This window comes from Streptomyces narbonensis (genome assembly GCF_014649015.1).
Taxonomy (GTDB): domain Bacteria; phylum Actinomycetota; class Actinomycetes; order Streptomycetales; family Streptomycetaceae; genus Streptomyces; species Streptomyces narbonensis.
Genome location: NZ_BMSF01000008.1, coordinates 60,803 through 79,406 on the forward strand (window position 1 = coordinate 60,803; position 18,604 = coordinate 79,406).

Here is an 18,604-nt window from a genome sequence, read left to right on the forward strand (position 1 = left end):
AGCGGGGTCTTACGGGCGGCGCAGGGCGTCGGACGCCGCGGTGGCGGCCGGTCCCGCGGCCAGCTCGGTCTCCAGGAGCTGCTTGCCGAGGAGCTCGGGGTCCGGGAGCTCCATCGGGTACTCGCCGTCGAAGCAGGCACGGCAGAGGTTCGGCTTCTGGATGGTGGTCGCCTCGATCATCCCCTCCAGGGAGATGTACGAGAGCGAGTCCGCCCCGAGCGACTTGCCGATCTCGTCGATCGACATGCCGTTGGCGATCAGCTCCGCGCGGGTGGCGAAGTCGATGCCGAAGAAGCAGGGCCACTTCACCGGCGGCGAGGAGATCCGGATGTGGATCTCGGCCGCGCCGGCCTCGCGGAGCATCCGGACGAGTGCGCGCTGGGTGTTGCCGCGGACGATCGAGTCGTCGACGACCACCAGGCGCTTGCCCTTGATGACTTCCTTGAGCGGGTTCAGCTTCAGCCGGATGCCGAGCTGGCGGATGGTCTGGGAGGGCTGGATGAAGGTGCGCCCGACGTAGGCGTTCTTCACCAGGCCCGCGCCGAAGGGGATGCCCGAGGCCTCGGCGTAGCCGATGGCGGCCGGGGTGCCCGACTCCGGAGTCGCTATCACCAGGTCGGCCTCGACGGGCGCCTCCTTCGCGAGGCGGCGGCCCATCTCCACGCGGGAGAGGTAGACGTTCCGCCCGGCGATGTCGGTGTCGGGGCGAGCCAGGTACACGTACTCGAAGACACAGCCCTTGGGCTTCGCTTCCGCGAATCGCGAGGTACGGATGCCGTTCTCGTCGATCGCGATCATCTCGCCCGGCTCGACCTCGCGGACGTAGCTGGCGCCGCAGATGTCGAGGGCGGCGGACTCGGACGCGACGACCCAGCCGCGCTCAAGACGGCCGAGGACCAGCGGGCGGATGCCCTGCGGGTCGCGGGCCGCGTAGAGCGTGTGCTCGTCCATGAAGACGAGGGAGAAGGCGCCCCGGACGTCGGGGAGGACCTTCGCGGCGGCCTGCTCGATGGTGAGCGGCGTGCCGTCCTCGTCGACCTGGGCCGCGAGGAGCGCGGTGAGCAGGTCGGTGTCGTTGGTCGCGGCCACCCGGGTCGAGCGGCCTTCCTTCTTGGGAAGGTCGGCGACCATCTCGGCGAGCTGCGCCGTGTTCACCAGGTTGCCGTTGTGGCCGAGCGCGATGGAGCCGTGGGCGGTCGCCCTGAACGTCGGCTGCGCGTTCTCCCACACGGACGCCCCGGTGGTCGAGTAGCGGGCGTGACCGACCGCGATATGACCTTGGAGGGAGCCGAGAGAGGTCTCGTCGAAGACCTGGGACACGAGGCCCATGTCCTTGAAGACGAGGATCTGGGAGCCGTTGCTAACCGCGATACCCGCGGATTCCTGGCCCCGATGCTGGAGGGCGTAGAGCCCGAAGTACGTGAGCTTTGCGACCTCTTCACCCGGAGCCCAGACACCGAAGACGCCACAAGCGTCCTGGGGGCCTTTCTCTCCGGGGAGCAGGTCGTGATTGAGTCGACCGTCACCACGTGGCACGTTTCCGAGTGTAGACGGGCTCGCCCACTGGTCCGAATTGAAGAAAAGCGGCGACTGTGCCACTCGTGGGATCGCACGAAATGATCATCTCGGGCTTGGAGAGGCCTACGAACCAGACGCGGGAAGGGATTCCCGCCCCCGGGCCTCGATGAGCAGACGCTCGTACCAGGCATCGAGGTCCCCCGCGATGTGACGGAGTGCACCTTCTCCGGGGGGCGCTACTTGGCCGCCGTGGCCGTGAGGCCCTCTCCCGAGGGGTCGGTGAGGGTCAGCGTCCGGTGGTCGAGGCGGTAGGTGAGCGGGCCGTCGAGGAGCTCGTACAGCTTCGTCTCCAGCTCCATCTCCGCGCTCGCGCACATCATGCGGGTCGTGGCGGCCGGGCCCTCGACGGTGAGTGTCGTGCCGTCGACCCTGGCGGTCGCGGAGAAGTTGTTGCAGCCGAGGTTGCCGGTGACCCGGCCGTCCTCGCCGAGGACGATCCGCGCCTTGCTCCCGCTGCCGGCGGGCAGGGAGGCGGCCGTCGTGCCGGAGACGAGCGAGTCGATCTTCCAGGTGGTGCCGCGCAGCGGGGCGCCCGGCTCCGAGGCCAGTTCGAGGCCGTTTCGGCCGTCGGCCGAGGCGAGGGTGAACCGCTCCCCCTTGATCGTGCCCTTGAGCTCGCCCGAGAAGGCCGTGACCAGGTCCTTCTCGAAGCGCTCCCGGTCTCCGGGGCAGCCGATCTCGGTGATCTCGTTCTGGGTCACGGTGAGGGTGTCGCCGTTCACCCCGACGGTGGCGCCGAAGTGGTTGCAGCCGGTGTTCCCCTGGGCGCGGCCGTCCTTCGCGAACTCGACGCGCGCGTCGGCAGGGGCGGTGGACCTGCGCCCGTCGACCGTGACGGCCTTGATCGTCCAGTGCGTACCGCTGACGGGCAGGGCGGGGTCGACGGTGTCGGCCTGACCGGCGCCCGGCCCCCGGTCCGTACCGCAGGCGGTGGCGGAGGCGGCGACGAGCAGGATCGGGACCAGGGCGGCGAGGGCGCGTGGCTTCGACATGGAGATGGGACGGGCGCGCCCGCCGTCCGGTTCCGCGGGGTCCCGGACGGGACCGGTTCCGTGCCTCCCAGTGGCCCGGTTCCGCGCCTCCTAGGAGAGGACCGGCAGGACGGCCGACAGGTCCGCGCGTTCGCCGCTCGCGCTGACGTGGGCGGCCTCCTTCTCCGCCGCCCACTCCGCGCGGCCGGTCGCCAGCCTGATCCAGGTCAGCGGGTCCGTCTCGACGACGTTGGGCGGGGTGCCCCGGGTGTGCCGGGGTCCCTCCACGCACTGCACGACCGCGTACGGCGGGATCCGGACCTCGACCGCGCCGCCGGGGGCCTTCGTCGCGAGGGCGTCGGCGAGCAGCCGGACGCAGGCGGCGAGGGCCTGCCGGTCGTACGGGATGCCGGCGCCGGTCGCCGCGTTCAGGTCGTCGGTGTGGACGACCATCTCGAGGGCCCGGGTGACCAGGAAGTCGGCGAGGGTCATGGCGCCGAGCCGGGCCCCGACCAGCCGTCCGTCGGCGGCGTCCGCGACCCGCTCCTCGTACAGCGCGGCCGTCCGCTCGTACAGCCCGGGAAGGTCGCTCGTGTCGATCGCCCGCGTGTCCGTGTCGATCCGGGAGGCGGCCGTGACCGTGGCCATGGGCCAGTCGGCCAGGGCCAGTTCCTGCCGCGCCGGCTCGGGCTCCCCGAGGTGCCGGGCGACGGCGCCCAGGGCCATCGTGACGTGGGCCGCGAGCTCCCGCACGGTCCACTCCCCCAGCCGCGTCGGCGCGGCCAGCTGCTCGGGCGTGAGGGCCGCGACCCCGTCCCGTACGTTCCGGAACTGGGCGAGGACGGCGGCCCGGGTCTTGGCGGAGTCGTAACTACGGGTGCGCTTCTTGGCCGGTGGCATGGGGGCGAGGGTAGCCGGAGACTGGGAGAGGGAGGGCTTCCATCACAGCGTCTACGCGTACAGAGGGGTCGATGTGCCATGGCTGAGCACCCTGACGCCGCTCTGGTCCGCAAGGGCTACGAGGCGTTCACCACGGGCGACATGGAGACCCTGCGGTCGCTGATGACCGCGGACTGCACCCATCACTCGCCGGGCAGCAGCCGGATGTCCGGCCACTTCAAGGGAGCGGACAACGTCCTCGAACACTTCGGGCAGCTCATGGAGCTGACCCACGGCACCTTCCGGGTCGAGGAGAGGGGCATCTACCCGGACGGCCGCGGTCATGTCATGTCCGTGCACAAGTGGCACGCCGACCGCGGGGACCGGGGCATCGAGATGGACGGCGGGCTCTTCTTCACCATCGTCGGCGGCAAGGTGACCGACGTGGACGAGTGCGTGGCGGACATCGAGGAGTCCGACGCCTTCTGGGATCAGGCCGCCGGATAGCCGGAGGCCGTGAACGTCTCGCCGTTCGCCGGTACGCCGATGCCGCGCCAGGTGAAGGGGACGCCCCGGGCCGTCTCCGGGTCGGGGCCGTCCATCAGCTGGAAGTGGACGTGGGGCTCGGTGGAGTTGCCCGAGTTGCCGCACCGGGCGAGCTCCTGGCCGGCCGTGACCCGGTCGCCCGCGCGGACCGCGAGCGAGCCGCGCCGCAGGTGCGCGTACATCGCGTACGTACCGTCGCCGAGGTCGAGGACGAGGTGGTTGCCGGTCACGCGGCGGGCGCCGGCGAGGACGCGGACGGCGGACTCGATCAGCATCAGATAGAGCACCGCGGGCAGGGAGTTGCGGCTGAGGTGGTCGCGCTGGCCGTCCTCGGCGTGCACAACGGTCGCGTCGGCGACGGCGAGCAGGGGCGCGTCGAAGGCCGGGAAGTCGCGGTTGCGGCGGACGAGGGGCCAGAGCGGGGCGAAGGCGGGGCGCGGGCGCTCCTCGTCCTCCGCCACGATGTCGATGGCGTACGTCTGGGCGTACTGGTGGGTGCCGTGGCTCGGCGTCCGGTCGGCCGGGCTGTTCATCGCCGACCAGCGGCCGGCGACGGGCGGTGCCACCTCGACCGTCGCGCGCGGCCCCGCGGCGATCCGGCGGCGGCCGGTCACGACGAGCCCGATGCCGAGAGCGGCGCCGGCGAGCGCCGGCAGCCAGCCCGCCCAGTACGGATACGGCGGGTCGAAGGCCACCGAGGCGAGCGCCTGCACGGCGAACAGCAGCCAGAGCAGGCGGTGGAGCAGTAACGCGGTCTTACGCGAAGGCATGGACGTTCCCCCTGTTGTGCACGGTCTACGGGCGGGCGGCGGTGAGCATCACCAGGAGCGGGACCACCCGGGCCCCGGGGACCTCGTAGCGGCCGCGGCCCGTGGTGTGGAGCCAGCCGGCGCCGGTCAGCTGCTTCAGGTGGTGGTAGATCTGGCCGGTCGTGCCGATCTCCGCCAGTTCCGCCAGTTCCGCGGCGGTGCGACGGCCGCCGAGGATCTCCCGCAGCAGCCGGAGCCGTACGGGATGACCGAGCGCGGCGAAGGAGTCCGCCGTCCCGGCCCACTCCTCGTCGAGCAGCCGCTCGGTGAGCGCGCCGAACTGCCACTCGTACCGCTCGTCGGTCGGCAGCCGGACCGAACCCGTGAACAGCACACCGCCGTCGGCGCCCCGCTCCCCGGCCTCGGCGAGCTCCGCCTTGAACCCCTCCAGGGCCCAGAAGGTGGCGTCGACGGCTTCGGGTACGGGGCGCTCCGCGCCCTCCAGGGCGGCCATGCGCCGTTCCAGCTCGGCCACCCGCTCTTCCAGCTCCATTCCTCGGAGATTACGTAATTACGTAATCACATGCAAGCAGGTGGCGGAAAAGCCGAGAGAGCCCCCGCCCGAAAGGGGCGGGGGCTCTCTCGTGGAGCGTCGGATCAGGCCAGCAGGGCCGGGATCGTCGCCTCGTGGGCCGTGCGCAGCTCCTCCAGGGAGAGCGCGAACTCACCCTGGACGTCGACCGCGTCTCCGTCGACGACACCGATCCGGGTCGCCGGCAGACCCCGCGCACCGCACATGTCGGTGAAGCGGAGCTCCTCGCTGCGCGGGACGGCGACGACCGCACGGCCCGCCGACTCGCTGAAGAGGAAGGTGAAGGCGTCCAGGCCCTCCGGGACGACCAGGCGCGCGCCGTTCCCGCCGCGCAGGCAGGACTCGACGACCGCCTGCACGAGACCGCCGTCGGACAGGTCGTGCGCCGCGTCGATCATGCCGTCGCGGGAGGCCGAGATCAGGATCTCGCCGAGCAGCTTCTCGCGGTCGAGGTCCACGGCCGGCGGCATGCCGCCGAGGTGCTGGTGGATCACCTCGGACCAGGCCGAGCCGCCGAACTCCTCACGCGTGTCGCCGAGCAGGTAGAGGAGCTGGCCCTCTTCCGCGAAGGCGATCGGCGTACGGCGGTTGACGTCGTCGATCACACCGAGCACGGCCACGACCGGCGTCGGGTGGATGGCGACCTCACCGGTCTGGTTGTACAGCGACACGTTGCCACCGGTCACCGGGGTGCCCAGCTGGAGACAGCCGTCCGCGAGACCACGGGTGGCCTCGGCGAACTGCCACATCACGGCCGGGTCCTCCGGCGAACCGAAGTTCAGGCAGTCCGAGATGGCCAGCGGCTTCGCACCGGAGGCGGCGACGTTGCGGTACGCCTCCGCCAGCGCGAGCTGCGCACCCGTGTACGGGTCGAGCTTGGCGTACCGGCCGTTGCCGTCGGTCGCCATGGCCACGCCGAGGTTGGTCTCCTCGTCGATACGGACCATGCCCGCGTCCTCGGGCTGCGCCAGGACCGTGTTGCCCTGCACGAACCGGTCGTACTGGTCCGTGATCCAGGACTTCGAGGCCTGGTTCGGGGAGGAGACGAGCTTCAGGACCTGGTCCTTCAGCTCGGCGCCGTCCTGCGGCCGGGGCAGCTTGCCGGCGTCGTCGGCCTGGAGCGCGTCCTGCCAGTCCGGGCGCGCGAACGGCCGGTGGTAGGTCGGGCCCTCGTGGGCGACGGAGCGCGGCGGCACGTCGACGATCTGCTCGCCGTGCCAGAAGATCTCCAGGCGCTCACCCTCGGTCACCTCACCGATGACGACCGCGATGACGTCCCACTTCTCGCAGATCTCCAGGAAGCGGTCGACGTGCTGCGGCTCGACGATCGCGCACATGCGCTCCTGCGACTCGCTCATGAGGATTTCCTCGGGCGAGAGCGTGGCGTCGCGCAGGTGGACCTTGTCGAGGTCGACGTGCATGCCGCCGGAGCCCGCGGAGGCCAGCTCGGACGTGGCGCAGGAGAGCCCGGCGCCGCCGAGGTCCTGGATGCCCGCGACGAGCTTCTCCTTGAAGATCTCCAGGGTGCACTCGATGAGGAGCTTCTCCTGGAAGGGGTCGCCGACCTGGACGGCGGGGCGCTTGGTGGGCTTCGTGTCGTCGAAGGTCTCGGACGCGAGGACCGAGACGCCGCCGATGCCGTCGCCGCCCGTGCGGGCGCCGTACAGGATCACCTTGTTGCCGGGGCCGGAGGCCTTGGCGAGGTGGATGTCCTCGTGCTTCATCACGCCGATGCAGCCGGCGTTGACCAGCGGGTTGCCCTGGTAGCACTCGTCGAAGACGACCTCGCCGCCGATGTTCGGCAGGCCCAGGCAGTTGCCGTAGCCGCCGATGCCGGCGACGACACCGGGCAGCACGCGCTTGGTGTCGGGGTGGTCGGCCGCGCCGAAGCGCAGCGGGTCGACGACCGCGACCGGGCGGGCACCCATGGCGAGGATGTCGCGGACGATGCCGCCGATGCCGGTGGCCGCGCCCTGGTAGGGCTCGATGTACGAGGGGTGGTTGTGCGACTCGACCTTGAAGGTGACCGCGTACCCCTGGCCGACGTCGACGACGCCGGCGTTCTCGCCGATGCCGACGAGCATGGCGTCGCTCTGCGGCTTCTTCTCGCTGAACTGCGCGAGGTGGACCTTGCTGCTCTTGTACGAGCAGTGCTCGGACCACATGACGGAGTACATGGCGAGCTCGGCGCCGGTGGGACGGCGGCCCAGGATCTCGCGGATGCGCGCGTACTCGTCCTCCTTGAGGCCGAGCTCCTTCCAGGGCTGCTCGCTGTCCGGCGTCTCGCTCGCGTGCTTGACGGTGTCGAGGCTCATCAGGCGTTGACCAGCTTCTTGAGGATCGAGGTGAAGAAACCGAGGCCGTCCGTCTTGCCGGTACCGATCAGCGGCTCGACGGCGTGCTCCGGGTGCGGCATGAGGCCGACCACGTTGCCCGCGGCGTTGGTGATGCCCGCGATGTCGCGCAGCGAGCCGTTGGGGTTCATGTCCAGGTAGCGGAAGGCCACCCGCCCCTCGGCCTCCAGCTCGTCGAGCGTGCGCTCGTCGGCGACGTACCGGCCGTCCATGTTCTTGAGCGGGACCTCGATCTCCTGGCCCCGCTCGTAGTCGGACGTCCAGGCGGTCTCCGCGTTCTCCACCCGCAGCTTCTGGTCGCGGCAGATGAAGTGGAGGTGGTTGTTGCGCAGCATCGCGCCCGGCAGCAGATGGGCCTCGGTGAGGATCTGGAAGCCGTTGCAGATGCCGAGGACGGGCATGCCCGCCTTGGCCTGCTCGATGATGCTCTCCATCACCGGCGAGAAGCGGGAGATGGCTCCGGCCCGCAGGTAGTCGCCGTAGGAGAAGCCGCCGGCGAGGACCACGGCGTCGACCTGCTTGAGGTCCTTGTCGCGGTGCCAGAGCGAGACGGGCTCGGCGCCCGCGAGGCGGGCGGCGCGCAGCGCGTCCTGGTCGTCGAGCGTTCCGGGGAACGTGACGACGCCGATGCGTGCGGTCACGACTCGACCTTCACGACGAAGTCTTCGATCACGGTGTTGGCAAGGAAGGTTTCGGCCATCTCATGGATGCGGGCGAGGGCGGCGTCGTCGACCGGTCCCTCCACCTCCAGCTCGAAGCGCTTCCCCTGACGGACGTCGGCGATTCCGGCGAATCCCAGGCGGGGCAGTGCACGCTGCACCGCCTGCCCCTGAGGGTCCAGAATCTCCGGCTTGAGCATGACGTCGACTACGACGCGTGCCACTGGCACTCCCGGTGGTGTGTTGCGTGGGCGGTTCCCTCAGCGTACCTGCCTCCAAATTCTACGCGGGTAGAGATCTGAAGGATCCTACAAAGAGATCCCCAAAGCCCCATGAACGGACCACGAACAGACCGCGAAGGCCACCGGCCCCTCACAGGCACACCAGAGCGCAAAATTCCAGCGAAATATTGCGGACCTCAATCCGCCGGGACACGCTGAAACAATTGCCGGGGCTTCACAATGCGACGCCTACCGCTGTACAAAGGAATCCAGAGGAAAGCAGCATTGTCCCGGCACAGCCGAACGGTCGGCATCGTCGCACGTCAGAGGCGCCACAAGCGTCGTTCCGACTCCGGCGGCCGCAGGAAAGGACCGATATCCGTGGCTCAGCGTGTGGTGGTCACTCTCTCCGATGACATCGACGGCGGAGAAGCTGCTGAGACGGTCGCGTTCGGCCTCGACGGGAAGATGTACGAGATCGACCTGAATGCTGCCAATGCAAAGAAACTCCGCAAGACCCTCGCCCCCTACCTCGCGGCCGGCCGCAAGCAGTCGGCGGGCGCGAAGGGCGGACCGGGTGGCGCGAAGGGCTCGGCCGGCGGACTGAAGGGCGGGACCGAGACCTACACCCGCACCTCGCTCGCACCCGACCCGGCGGCGGTCCGCGCCTGGGCCCAGTCCAACAAGATGGACGTGCCCGCCAGGGGCCGCATTCCGAAGAAGGTCTACGAGGCGTTCCACGCCGCGAGCTGAGCCCCGCGGCGAGCGAGGCCCGCCCGACGCGGGCCGATCGGGGCCGGCGCGAGCCGGGCCGGGGCGACGCGGCCGAGCCGATTTGCATTGCACCCCCCATGATCCGATAGAGTCTGGAACACGCCGAGGGGCAAGGCCGCAGGGCCGAACCTCACGCAGCGTGCGGGTGTAGTTCAGTAGCAGAACATCCCCCTTCCAGGGGGAAGGCGCAGTGTGCAATTCCTGTCACCCGCTCTGCATCGCATTACCAAGCACTCCGGTGCATCAGGTAGAGTGGTGCTCGCACCGCCCGATGAAAGTCGGTCGGGAGCAATGCGGACGTGGCTCAGTTGGTAGAGCATCACCTTGCCAAGGTGAGGGTCGCGAGTTCGAATCTCGTCGTCCGCTCAGGAAGTCGAAGGCCCCGGTTCTCTGGAACCGGGGCCTTCGTCGTATCCACCTCGCGGTCGTGTCCCTCCCACCCGCCCCCGCCTGACGCCATGACATTTGTCAGAAGCGGTGATGACAGCGCGCACTGCCGGACGGCCCCGGACGCCGGGAGTCTGGACCCATGACCAACGCGATCGAAGCGGAAGGCCTGCGCCGCAGCTACTCCGGCGGCTTCGAGGCCGTGCGCGGCATCTCCTTCACCGTCCCCCACGGCGAGATCTTCGCCCTCCTCGGCACCAACGGCGCCGGCAAGACCTCCACGGTCGAACTCCTGGAGGGCCTCGCCGCCCCCAGCGCCGGAACCGCCCGCGTCCTCGGCCACGACCCGCACAGGGAACGGGCCGTCGTCCGCCCCCGCATCGGGGTCATGCTCCAGGAGGGCGGCTTCCCCAGCGATCTGACCGTGGCCGAGACCGTACGCATGTGGGCGGGCTGCACCACCGGCGCCCGGCCCACCGGCGAGGCCCTGGAGGCCGTCGGCCTCGGCTCCCGCCACCGCGTCCGGATCAAGCAGCTCTCCGGCGGCGAACGGCGACGCCTCGACCTCGCCCTCGCCCTCCTCGGCCGCCCCGAGGTCCTCTTCCTCGACGAGCCGACCACCGGACTCGACGCCGAAGGACGGCGCGACACCTGGAACCTCGTGCGGAGACTGCGCGACGAGGGGACGACCGTGCTCCTCACCACGCACTACCTGGAGGAGGCCGAGTCCCTGGCCGACCGGCTCGCGATCATGCACCAGGGCCGGATCGTGCTCACCGGCACCCCGGACGAGGTCACCGCCGCCCGGCCCGCCCGCATCCGCTTCACCCTCCCCGAGGAAGTCGCGCCCGCCCGCCTGCCGCTCTCCCTGAAGGCCGCCGCCGACGGCCGGCGCGTGGAGATCCGCACGCACGCGCTGCAGGACGCGCTCGGCGAACTCCTCGGCTGGGCCCGCGAGTCAGGCGTACGGCTCGACGGGCTCGACGCCCGCTCGGCCACCCTCGAAGAGGCGTTCCTGGAGATCGCCTCCCGCACCGAAGCCCTGGACCAGGACCTGAACGGGGACCTGGCGGCGGACCTGGAGGGTCTCCGATGAACGCCCCTGCTCACTCTCCCGCGAAGGCCCCCGCCGGCACGCGGATGAACGCGGCCGCACGCCGGATGGGCTCCCTCGGACGGGCCGAACTCACCCTCCTCGGGCGGAACAAGAACAACCTCTTCATCGCCCTCCTGATGCCGCTGCTGATGATCCTCGTCCTGCGGTCCACGCTCGGGCAGATGAGCCCGGACGAACTGCCCGGCGGCATGGCCGGGACCACCCTCATCGGCGGGACCGGCATGGTCCTCGTCCTCGTCGTCTACATGGGCCTCGTCTCCGCCCTCGTGGCCCGCCGCGAGGAGCTCGTCCTCAAGCGGCTGCGCACCGGCGAGGCGACCGACCTGGAGATCCTCGGCGGCGCCGCGCTCCCCTCCGCCGCCATCGCCCTCGTCCAGTGCGTCGTCCTGTCCGTCGGCGGCGCCCTCGTCCTCGACGTCCCCGCGCCGCGCCGGCCGGACCTGCTCGTGCTCGGCCTGCTCGCCGCGATCCTGCTGCTCGCCGGACTGGCCGCCGCGACCACCGCCATGACGCGGAACGTCGAGAGCGCGGGCCTCACCACCCTGCCGTTCTTCCTGATCTCCGCCATGGGCTCGGGCCTGATGGTCCCCCGCGACCTCCTGCCGGACCTGGTCGCGAGCCTCACCCAACTCCTGCCGTTCAGCGGCGTCATGGAGTTCGTCCGGGCCGGGTGGCTCGGCGTCGGCGACACCAAGGACCTCGCGACGGCCGCGCTCACCACACTGGCCTGGGGCGTCCTCACCGTGTTTGCTGTCCGGAAGTGGTTCCGCTGGGAACCCCGCAGGTAGGCGGGGACGGGAAGGGAGGCCGGGCGCGTGTCCAGGCTGACGGGGTGGTGGAGCCGGCGCGGCAGTGCGGCCAAGGTGGAGCTGTACACACGGTGGAGCTTCCACTTCTTCACGGTGATCGAGATCGGCTCCATCGCCCTGGTGCCGCTCTCGGAGCCCGGTGACGGCCTGAACGGCCTCCCCGTCGACCTCCCTCTGGGCCTCGTGCTCGCGCTGTTCGTCTGCGCCCACGCCGTGCTGACCGCCGTGGTCTCCTCCCGCGCCCTGGACTGGGCCCTGGACCGGCGCGAGCAGCCGGTCCGGCTCGCGACCGCGCTGGTCGTCCTGACGGCGGGCGGTGCGCTGACCGTGATCGCGCTGCGGGCCACGGGGGTGCTCGAAGAGCCCGCGGTCGCCACCGCCGTCGTCACCGGCATCGTCGTCTTCTCCATGGGCGGCCTCGTGCTCTGCGTGCGCCGTCCCCGGCGCATGCTGTACGCCGTCCCGGCCACCGGGCTCGCGACCGGCGGCGCGATGGCGGCGATGGGCCTCCACCCGGCCGAGGGCCTCGGCTCCGCGGTCGGGATCCTCCTGGGCGGCTACGGCCTCGCCGCCGCCTGCGGATTCTCCGGCTGGCTGATGAAGATCGTCTGGGAGCTGGAGCGCTCCCGCGACCTGAAGGCCCGGCTCGCGGTCGCCGAGGAGCGGCTCCGCTTCGGCCGCGACCTGCACGACGTCATGGGCCGCAACCTGTCGGTGATCGCCCTCAAGAGCGAGCTCGCCGTCCAGCTCGCCCGGCGCGAACGCCCCGAGGCCGTCGACCAGATGATCGAGGTCCAGCGCATCGCCCGGGAGTCCCAGCGCGAGGTCCGTGACGTCGTACGCGGCTACCGCGAGGCAGACCTGCGGGTGGAGCTGGAGGGCGCTCGGGGCGTCCTCGGCGCGGCCGGGATCGACTGCGCCATCGCCTCGCCCTTCGGCCCGACCGGGACCGACCTGCCCGACGAGGTGCAGTCGGCGCTCGGCTGGGTGGTGCGGGAGACCACCACGAACGTACTGCGGCACGGGGACGCGCGGCGCTGCGCGATCTCCGTCCGCGAGGAGGAGGACGGGGTGCTGCTGACCGTGGAGAACGACGGGGTGAGACAGCCGGCCGAAGGCGGCGCACGGGGCGGTGCGGGGCCGAGCTCCGGGCTCGGCTCCGGGCTCGGCTCCGGCGGTAGCTCGGGGCTGGGCTCCGGCGGCGGTTCGGGGCTGGGCTCCGGGCTCGGCTCCGGCGGTGGCTCCGGGCTCGGCTCCGGCGGTGGTTCGGGGCTCGCGGGGCTTCGGGAGCGGCTCGCGGCCGTCGGCGGGACCCTGGAGGCAGGGCCCGGCGGCGACGGAACGTTCCGGGTGGCCGCCCGGGTGCCCGTGCCCCGTACACCCGGCGTGCCCTCCGGATCCCGTGCGGGGGCGGGCCGATGAGCGTCACCGATCCCACGCCCGTGCGCGTCCTGCTCGCCGACGACGAGCACCTGATCCGCGGCGCGCTCGCCGCGCTGCTCGGCCTGGAGGACGACCTCGTCGTCGTCGCCGAGGCCGCGACCGGTCCCGAGGCGCTCGCCATGGCCCGCGCCCACCAGCCCGACGTCGCCGTGCTCGATCTGCAGATGCCGGGCGCGGACGGTGTGACGGTCGCCACGGTCCTGCGGGACGAACTGCCCGGCTGCCGCACCATGATCGTGACCGGTCACGGCCGCCCGGGGCACCTCAAGCGGGCCCTCTCCGCCGGGGTCCGGGGCTTCGTCCCGAAGACCGTCAGCGCCCAGCGGCTCGCCGAGATCATCCGTACCGTGCACGCCGGAAACCGTTACGTGGACCCGGAGTTGGCGTCCGACGCCATCGCCGCCGGCGACTCCCCGCTGACCGCACGGGAGGCCGAGGTCCTCGAACTCTCCGCCGACGGAGCCCCCGTCACGGAGATCGCCCGGCGCGCCTCGCTCTCTCCCGGAACCGTCCGGAACTACCTCTCCTCGGCCGCGGCGAAGCTCGGTGCCGAGAACCGTCACACGGCAGTGCGTCTCGCGCAGGCGAAAGGATGGGTATAGTTAGCCCCGCGCTACGGCGCATGCGGACGTGGCTCAGTTGGTAGAGCATCACCTTGCCAAGGTGAGGGTCGCGAGTTCGAATCTCGTCGTCCGCTCCATGAAGAAGCCCCCCGGTCGATCCGACCGGGGGGCTTTCTCGTGTTCTAGAAGGTGTCCGACCAGGCCTCGCCGGTCAGCAGCTCGTACGCCTCCAGGTACTTGGCGCGCGTCGCCTCGACGACCTCCTGCGGGAGCGGCGGCGGGGGCGTCTCGCTCTTGCGGTCCCAGCCCGAGGCCGGGGACGTCAGCCAGTCCCGCACGAACTGCTTGTCGTACGAGGGCTGGGTGCGGCCCGGCTGCCACTGGTCCGCCGGCCAGAAGCGCGAGGAGTCCGGGGTGAGGACCTCGTCGGCGATGACCAGGCGGTCGCCGTCCGGGGTGCTCTCGAAGCCGAACTCGAACTTGGTGTCGGCCAGGATGATCCCGCGCTCGCGGGCGATGTCCCGGGCGCGGGAGTAGACGGCGAGGGTCGTCCGGCGCAGCAGCGCGGCCGTGTCGTCGCCGACCTGGCGGGCGACCTCCTCGAAGGAGACGTTCTCGTCGTGGTCGCCGACCGCTGCCTTGGTCGCGGGGGTGAAGATCGGTTCGGGCAGCTCGGAGCCGTCGCTGAGCCCCTCGGGGAGTTCGAGGCCGCAGACCGTGCGGGACTCGTTGTACTCGGCGAGGCCGGAGCCGGTGAGGTAGCCGCGGGCGACGCACTCGACCGGGACCATGTTCAGCGACTTGCAGACCAGGGTGCGGCCCGCCCAGTCGGCGGGGGCGCCGGCCGGGAGCTCGGTGGAGAGGACGTGGTGCGGGACCAGGTCGGAGAGCCGGTCGAACCACCACAGGGAGAGCTGGGTGAGGACCCGGCCCTTGTCGGGGATCTCGGTCGGCAGGACCCAGTCGTACGCGGACATGCGGTCGCTCGCCACCATGACGAGGTCGCCCGCCTCGTTCCGGTACAGGTCGCGGACCTTGCCCGTGTGGAGATGGGTGAGGCCCGGGACCTGGACGGGCTCGGGCTTTTCTACGAATCCGGACACGGTTCCTCCGCGTAGGTTGATCCAGGAGCGTGTCCGATTCTCTCGCACGGAGGGACGGGGACGACGTCCGGGCCCCACGGCGAGCCCTCGCACGGTCGTCCGGCCGACGGCGGGGGAGGGGGCGGGGGCGGGCGGGGGCAGGGGCTACTCCCTCTTGCAGATCCGGTCGAGGAGGTTCGCGGTGGCCCGCTGGACCCGGGCGTCGACATGGCCCGGGCGGTCGAGCGCCGGGGACCAGGCGAAGGTGCCGGAGGCGAAGACCCAGGCGCCGGACGGCGCCCGGTAGAGCGAGGTCTCCTGGTGGCGCACCGCCCCGTCGCCGTCCCGGTAGGGCGAGTGAGCCAGCAGGATGCGGCCCTGGTGCTCGGGGAGCGCGGTGCGCGGGAAGTAGCGGTCGGCCTCCCCCGCGACCATGCCGGGGAGCTCGTCGCCGTCGCCCGCCCCGGTCGCCTCCCAGAGCCAGTGCTCGGCGTTCCGCACGACCATCGGGTGCGGTTCGGGCACCCGGCCCGCGTACTGGATGCCGAGGAGCCGCTGCTCGGGCCGGTCGACCTCGCGCCACAGGGCCGGGCGCCCGGGGCCGCGCCGCTTTCGACAGGTGAGGAGGCGGTCCGGCACCCCCGACGGGGACGGGCCCAGCTCCACCTGCCAGTACATCGTGTTGGCGGAGAGGAAGACGAGGGACGTGCCCTGGTCGCGGGCGAGTTCGGCGGTCCTGCGCATCGGCGCCGACCAGTACTCGTCGTGGCCCGGGAAGACCAGGCCCCGGTAGCGGCTGGGGTCGACGCGGCCCGCGTGCAGGTCGCGGGTCTCCGCGTAGGCGAGGTCGTAGCCGTACCGCTCGGCCCAGCGGATGAAGTCGTAGGCGTGGCCGACGTGCAGGGGCAGGCCCGCACCCGCGTAAGGGCGGTCGAAGGAGACGGTGACGGCCGCGTCCTCCTCGCCGAGCAGCCGGCCCTCCTCGTCCCAGGCGTGGTAGAGGCTGGCGCCGGTGCGGCCGTCCTCCGGATAGAGGTTGTACGCCTGCCAGGTCACGTCCGGGAGGACGAGGAGGAGGTCCGCCGGGTGGCTGTCGCGGACCGTGAAGGGGATGTGCGAGCGGTAGCCGTCGGCGGTGGTGAGAACCGCGACGTACGCGCCGATCGACCAGTACGAGGGGACCTGGAGCCGCCAGGACTGCCACCAGTGGTGGCAGGAGACCGTGCGGTCGGCGGTCAGCGGGGCGGGCTGAACGATCCCCGAGAGCCGCGGGCTCGTGGTGATCTTCGCGGCGCCGTCGCCGCCGTAGTGGCCGATGCGGTAGACGTCGACCAGGAACTGCTGCGGCGGGTCCACGGTGATGTGGAAGTCGATCGACTCGCCCGGCGCCACGGCCCCGGTCGAGGCGAAGCCCTTGATCTGGCGCTTGACGTCGTCGGCCGTGCGGGGGCCGCCGCCGCCACCGCGGGCCAGGATCTCGTCCGCGTACCAGGGGACCATCTGGCCCGTGTCGTCGAAGTAGTTCTCCGAACCGCGGAGCCAGGGCAGCGGGCCCTGCCCGAAGGGATCGCTCACGGCGTGCGCCAGCGCGCCGGACTCCCACCGTCTGATCTGCTCGGCCCCCATGCTGCGCCCCTCCCTCGACTCCCCCGGTCGGCTGGTCAGTGCCTCTGGTTCTTGCCCTTGTCAGTGACGGTCTCCAGCACATCACATAACGCACGCACTCCGTCACCGTTCGTCGTGAATTGACGAGATGTGGAAGCCAGGGCTCCGGGACGGGGGCTTCGGGGCGGGTCCGGAGGCTCGCTCGGGCCGGGCGTCAGACCAGGCGCACGGGCTTCTCCGGGCGGACTCCGGTGCGGGTGAGCCAGGCGCGCAGGGGCTCCGGGTCGCCGTCCTCGACGAGGGCGAGGACCCGGGGGCCGAGGTCCGGCGTGCGCTCGCCGCCGACGAGCAGGGCGGGCCCGTCGAGCCAGTCGAGGCCGGGGGCGGCCTCCGCGGTGTCGACGGCCGCGCAGCAGACCATCGCGGTCACGTGGTCGGCGAGCAGGTCGCGGCCGGTGCGGGGCGGCTGGAGCGGGAAGAGCGGCAGGGGCCCGTCGGGACCGCTGACGGCCGCGTGCGGGGCGGGGGCGCCCGGGGCGGGCGCGGCCGATGTGGCCGTACTCGCCGTCTTCGCCGCCTCGGCGGCCACGCGGGACTCCCGGGCGGCCTCCTCCCGCGCGAGGAGCGCGCTGAGCGCGGCGGCGAGGGCGTCGGCGGCGGGGTTGGCGTGCGGCTCGTCGTCGAGGCCTAGGTCGTCGAGGGCGAGGTCGTCGAGACCGTCGTCGCTGAGGCCGTCGTCACCGAGGCCGTCGCTTCCAAGGCCGTCGTCGAGGCCGTCGTCGCTGCGGCCGAGGCCGAGGTCGTCGTCGTCCAGGTCGTCCGGCTCGCCGACGGAGGCGTCGGAGGCTGCGGAGGCGTTGGAGGCGTTGGAGGCCTCGGAAGTCTCGGGGAGGCCTGCGGCTTCCTCGGGGTCTTGCAGATCCGGCGGCGGGTCCTGGGCGGCCTGCGTGCCCTTCGGGTCCTGGCCAGCCCCGGAGCTTTCGATGCCGGTCGGGGTGGTCGGCGGTGTGGTGGACAGGTGGGCCATCACCCGGGTCAGCGTCGGGCCTTCGGAGGCCGGCGGGGACCCGGCGGTCGAGTCGGCGACACCCAGCCGGTCGAGGACCTCGTGGAGCCGGGCCGCGTCCGTACGCCACTTCCGGTCGACGACCTCCTCCGGGTACTGGCTCCACTCCACCGGGGACCAGTCGGGGCCGGCCTCGGCCGGGCCGCCGTGGAAGAGACGGGCCGCGAGCAGCGAGGTCGCCTCGTCGACCGCGCCCGGCTCCTCCAGGAGGTCGCAGGCGGGGCGCTCGCCGAGCCGGGTGGAGAAGCCGTCCGCGAGCCGGTCGCGGCGGGAGAGCTCGGTCAGCGCGGAGACCACGCCGGCATCGAGCTTGGTGGGCCAGCGGCCCATGCGCCAGGCGGGCAGCGCGACCCGGGTCAGGAGCCGGTCCCAGCCCGCGTACGCCAGGCCGACCTGCTCCTGGGCGACGATCCGTACGCCGTAGTCGACGGACTGCGCGCGCTCCGAACCTGCGGCCGCGACACCGCGCTCCATCTCGGCGGCGTGCCCGCGGCAGGCGCGCAGCAGGACGCGGGCTACCTGCCCGACGCCCTGGGCGCCGAGCCTGCGGAAGGGGTCGAGCCCGGGGGTGCCGGGGACGGCGACGGCGGCGTCGAGACCGCGGATGAAGCGGCGGGCGGCGGCTATGTCGGGGTGGGCGGCCGGGCCCGTACCGGCGACGACGGGAGCGAGGACCGCGCGCAGTTCGGCGACCCGCATCCACCAGAGGAAGGGGGAGCCTATGACGAGGACGGGGGCGCCGTCGCCGTCGGGGGCGGTCCGGAGGGCACGGTGGGCCCGGTGGGTGCGGTCCTCCAGCCAACTGTCGCAGTCCGGCGTCAGGGCTATCGCGGAGGGCGCGGGGACGCCGAGCCGGTCGGCCAGGTCCCGCACGAGGCGGTACAGATCGGGGGCCGCGGTCTCGGAGAGCTCCACGGTGGGGGTGGCCGCGGGCCGGGCACGGGCGACGACGAGGGCGACGGCCGTGGCGGCGAGGAGGACGAGGACCGCGAGGACGGTCACGACCCAGCGGGCGCTGTCCCAGCCGGCCCCGGTGAAGTGGCCGGTGACCCCGCCCGCGTACAGGACGACGGCCACCGCGGCGGGGAGCACGGCGAGGCCGAGGGCCCTGCCACGGACACGGAGGACTGCGAGGGCCCGGAAGCGCGCGGCGCGCGCACCCCACTCCTCGCCGACAACGGCGCCGGTACCGGACACGCCGTACATCAC

At 72.0% G+C, this 18,604-nt stretch carries 17 protein-coding genes and 3 tRNA genes; 9 read left to right on the forward strand and 11 right to left on the reverse strand.

Translation table 11 applies throughout. The features are described 5' to 3' along the window. Positions 1-9: 9 nt before the first annotated feature. The 3 genes from purF to IE124_RS16800 form a co-directional block, all read right to left on the reverse strand. Complete coding sequence (purF, locus tag IE124_RS16790; protein ID WP_150267959.1) at positions 10-1,536, reverse strand: amidophosphoribosyltransferase; 1,527 nt, start codon at positions 1,534-1,536, stop codon at positions 10-12. A gap of 218 nt (positions 1,537-1,754) precedes the next feature. After that, the gene (locus tag IE124_RS16795) at positions 1,755-2,570 is read right to left on the reverse strand and encodes an META domain-containing protein (RefSeq protein ID WP_189508585.1); all 816 of its coding nucleotides are present in this window, start codon (positions 2,568-2,570) and stop codon (positions 1,755-1,757) included. Between the two features lie 90 nt (positions 2,571-2,660). After that, the gene (locus tag IE124_RS16800; RefSeq protein WP_189508586.1) at positions 2,661-3,449 is read right to left on the reverse strand and encodes a maleylpyruvate isomerase family mycothiol-dependent enzyme; all 789 of its coding nucleotides are present in this window, start codon (positions 3,447-3,449) and stop codon (positions 2,661-2,663) included. A 78-nt stretch (positions 3,450-3,527) separates the two neighbouring features. On the opposite strand from IE124_RS16800, the gene IE124_RS16805 reads away from it, so the two are divergent. Next, positions 3,528-3,935 carry a nuclear transport factor 2 family protein gene (locus tag IE124_RS16805; protein WP_189508587.1) on the forward strand — a complete coding sequence of 136 codons (408 nt, stop codon included), beginning with the start codon at positions 3,528-3,530 and terminating at the stop codon, positions 3,933-3,935. On the opposite strand, the gene IE124_RS16810 is transcribed toward IE124_RS16805, so the two are convergent. From IE124_RS16810 to purS, 5 genes are all read right to left on the reverse strand, one after another. Then, positions 3,920-4,744, reverse strand: a complete 825-nt coding sequence (locus IE124_RS16810; RefSeq protein ID WP_189508588.1) for a M23 family metallopeptidase — start codon at positions 4,742-4,744, stop codon at positions 3,920-3,922. The genes IE124_RS16805 and IE124_RS16810 overlap by 16 nt on opposite strands. A gap of 25 nt (positions 4,745-4,769) precedes the next feature. Next, positions 4,770-5,276 (reverse strand): ArsR/SmtB family transcription factor, encoded by a 507-nt coding sequence (locus IE124_RS16815; RefSeq protein WP_189508589.1) that lies wholly within the window; start codon positions 5,274-5,276, stop codon positions 4,770-4,772. A gap of 104 nt (positions 5,277-5,380) precedes the next feature. Further along, complete coding sequence (gene purL / locus IE124_RS16820; RefSeq protein WP_189508590.1) at positions 5,381-7,630, reverse strand: phosphoribosylformylglycinamidine synthase subunit PurL; 2,250 nt, start codon at positions 7,628-7,630, stop codon at positions 5,381-5,383. Next, the gene (gene purQ / locus IE124_RS16825; RefSeq protein ID WP_189508591.1) at positions 7,630-8,310 is read right to left on the reverse strand and encodes a phosphoribosylformylglycinamidine synthase subunit PurQ; all 681 of its coding nucleotides are present in this window, start codon (positions 8,308-8,310) and stop codon (positions 7,630-7,632) included. Before purQ ends, purL begins: the two co-directional genes overlap by 1 nt. Continuing rightward, positions 8,307-8,552 (reverse strand): phosphoribosylformylglycinamidine synthase subunit PurS, encoded by a 246-nt coding sequence (purS, locus tag IE124_RS16830; RefSeq protein WP_015035032.1) that lies wholly within the window; start codon positions 8,550-8,552, stop codon positions 8,307-8,309. Before purS ends, purQ begins: the two co-directional genes overlap by 4 nt. A gap of 378 nt (positions 8,553-8,930) precedes the next feature. Between purS and IE124_RS16835 the strand changes: the two genes are divergently transcribed. The 8 genes from IE124_RS16835 (at position 8,931) to IE124_RS16870 (ending at position 13,779) form a co-directional block, all read left to right on the forward strand. Further along, a complete protein-coding gene (locus IE124_RS16835; protein WP_189508592.1) occupies positions 8,931-9,302 on the forward strand; it encodes a histone-like nucleoid-structuring protein Lsr2 in 372 nt (123 codons plus the stop codon). A gap of 162 nt (positions 9,303-9,464) precedes the next feature. Beyond that, positions 9,465-9,536, forward strand: a tRNA-Gly gene (locus IE124_RS16840). 80 nt (positions 9,537-9,616) lie between these two features. After that, positions 9,617-9,689, forward strand: a tRNA-Gly gene (locus IE124_RS16845). Positions 9,690-9,852: 163 nt separating this feature from the next. After that, on the forward strand, positions 9,853-10,806 hold the full coding sequence (locus IE124_RS16850; RefSeq protein WP_189508593.1) for an ABC transporter ATP-binding protein: 954 nt from the start codon (positions 9,853-9,855) through the stop codon (positions 10,804-10,806). Then, entirely contained in the window at positions 10,803-11,615 is an 813-nt protein-coding gene (locus IE124_RS16855) for an ABC transporter permease (protein WP_189508594.1), read from the forward strand. The genes IE124_RS16850 and IE124_RS16855 overlap by 4 nt, the downstream gene beginning before the upstream one ends. 27 nt (positions 11,616-11,642) lie before the next feature. Next, positions 11,643-13,058 (forward strand): sensor histidine kinase, encoded by a 1,416-nt coding sequence (locus IE124_RS16860; protein WP_189508595.1) that lies wholly within the window; start codon positions 11,643-11,645, stop codon positions 13,056-13,058. Then, entirely contained in the window at positions 13,055-13,681 is a 627-nt protein-coding gene (locus IE124_RS16865; RefSeq protein ID WP_189508596.1) for a response regulator transcription factor, read from the forward strand. The genes IE124_RS16860 and IE124_RS16865 overlap by 4 nt, the downstream gene beginning before the upstream one ends. Positions 13,682-13,703: 22 nt before the next feature. Next, a tRNA-Gly gene (locus IE124_RS16870) sits at positions 13,704-13,779 on the forward strand. A 45-nt stretch (positions 13,780-13,824) separates the two neighbouring features. On the opposite strand, the gene IE124_RS16875 is transcribed toward IE124_RS16870, so the two are convergent. From IE124_RS16875 to IE124_RS16885, 3 genes are all read right to left on the reverse strand, one after another. Then, entirely contained in the window at positions 13,825-14,745 is a 921-nt protein-coding gene (locus tag IE124_RS16875) for a phosphoribosylaminoimidazolesuccinocarboxamide synthase (protein WP_189508597.1), read from the reverse strand. 144 nt (positions 14,746-14,889) lie between these two features. Beyond that, on the reverse strand, positions 14,890-16,350 hold the full coding sequence (locus tag IE124_RS16880) for a N,N-dimethylformamidase beta subunit family domain-containing protein (RefSeq protein WP_189508598.1): 1,461 nt from the start codon (positions 16,348-16,350) through the stop codon (positions 14,890-14,892). A gap of 193 nt (positions 16,351-16,543) precedes the next feature. Further along, entirely contained in the window at positions 16,544-18,601 is a 2,058-nt protein-coding gene (locus IE124_RS16885; RefSeq protein ID WP_189508599.1) for a M48 family metalloprotease, read from the reverse strand. Positions 18,602-18,604 lie beyond the last annotated feature (3 nt).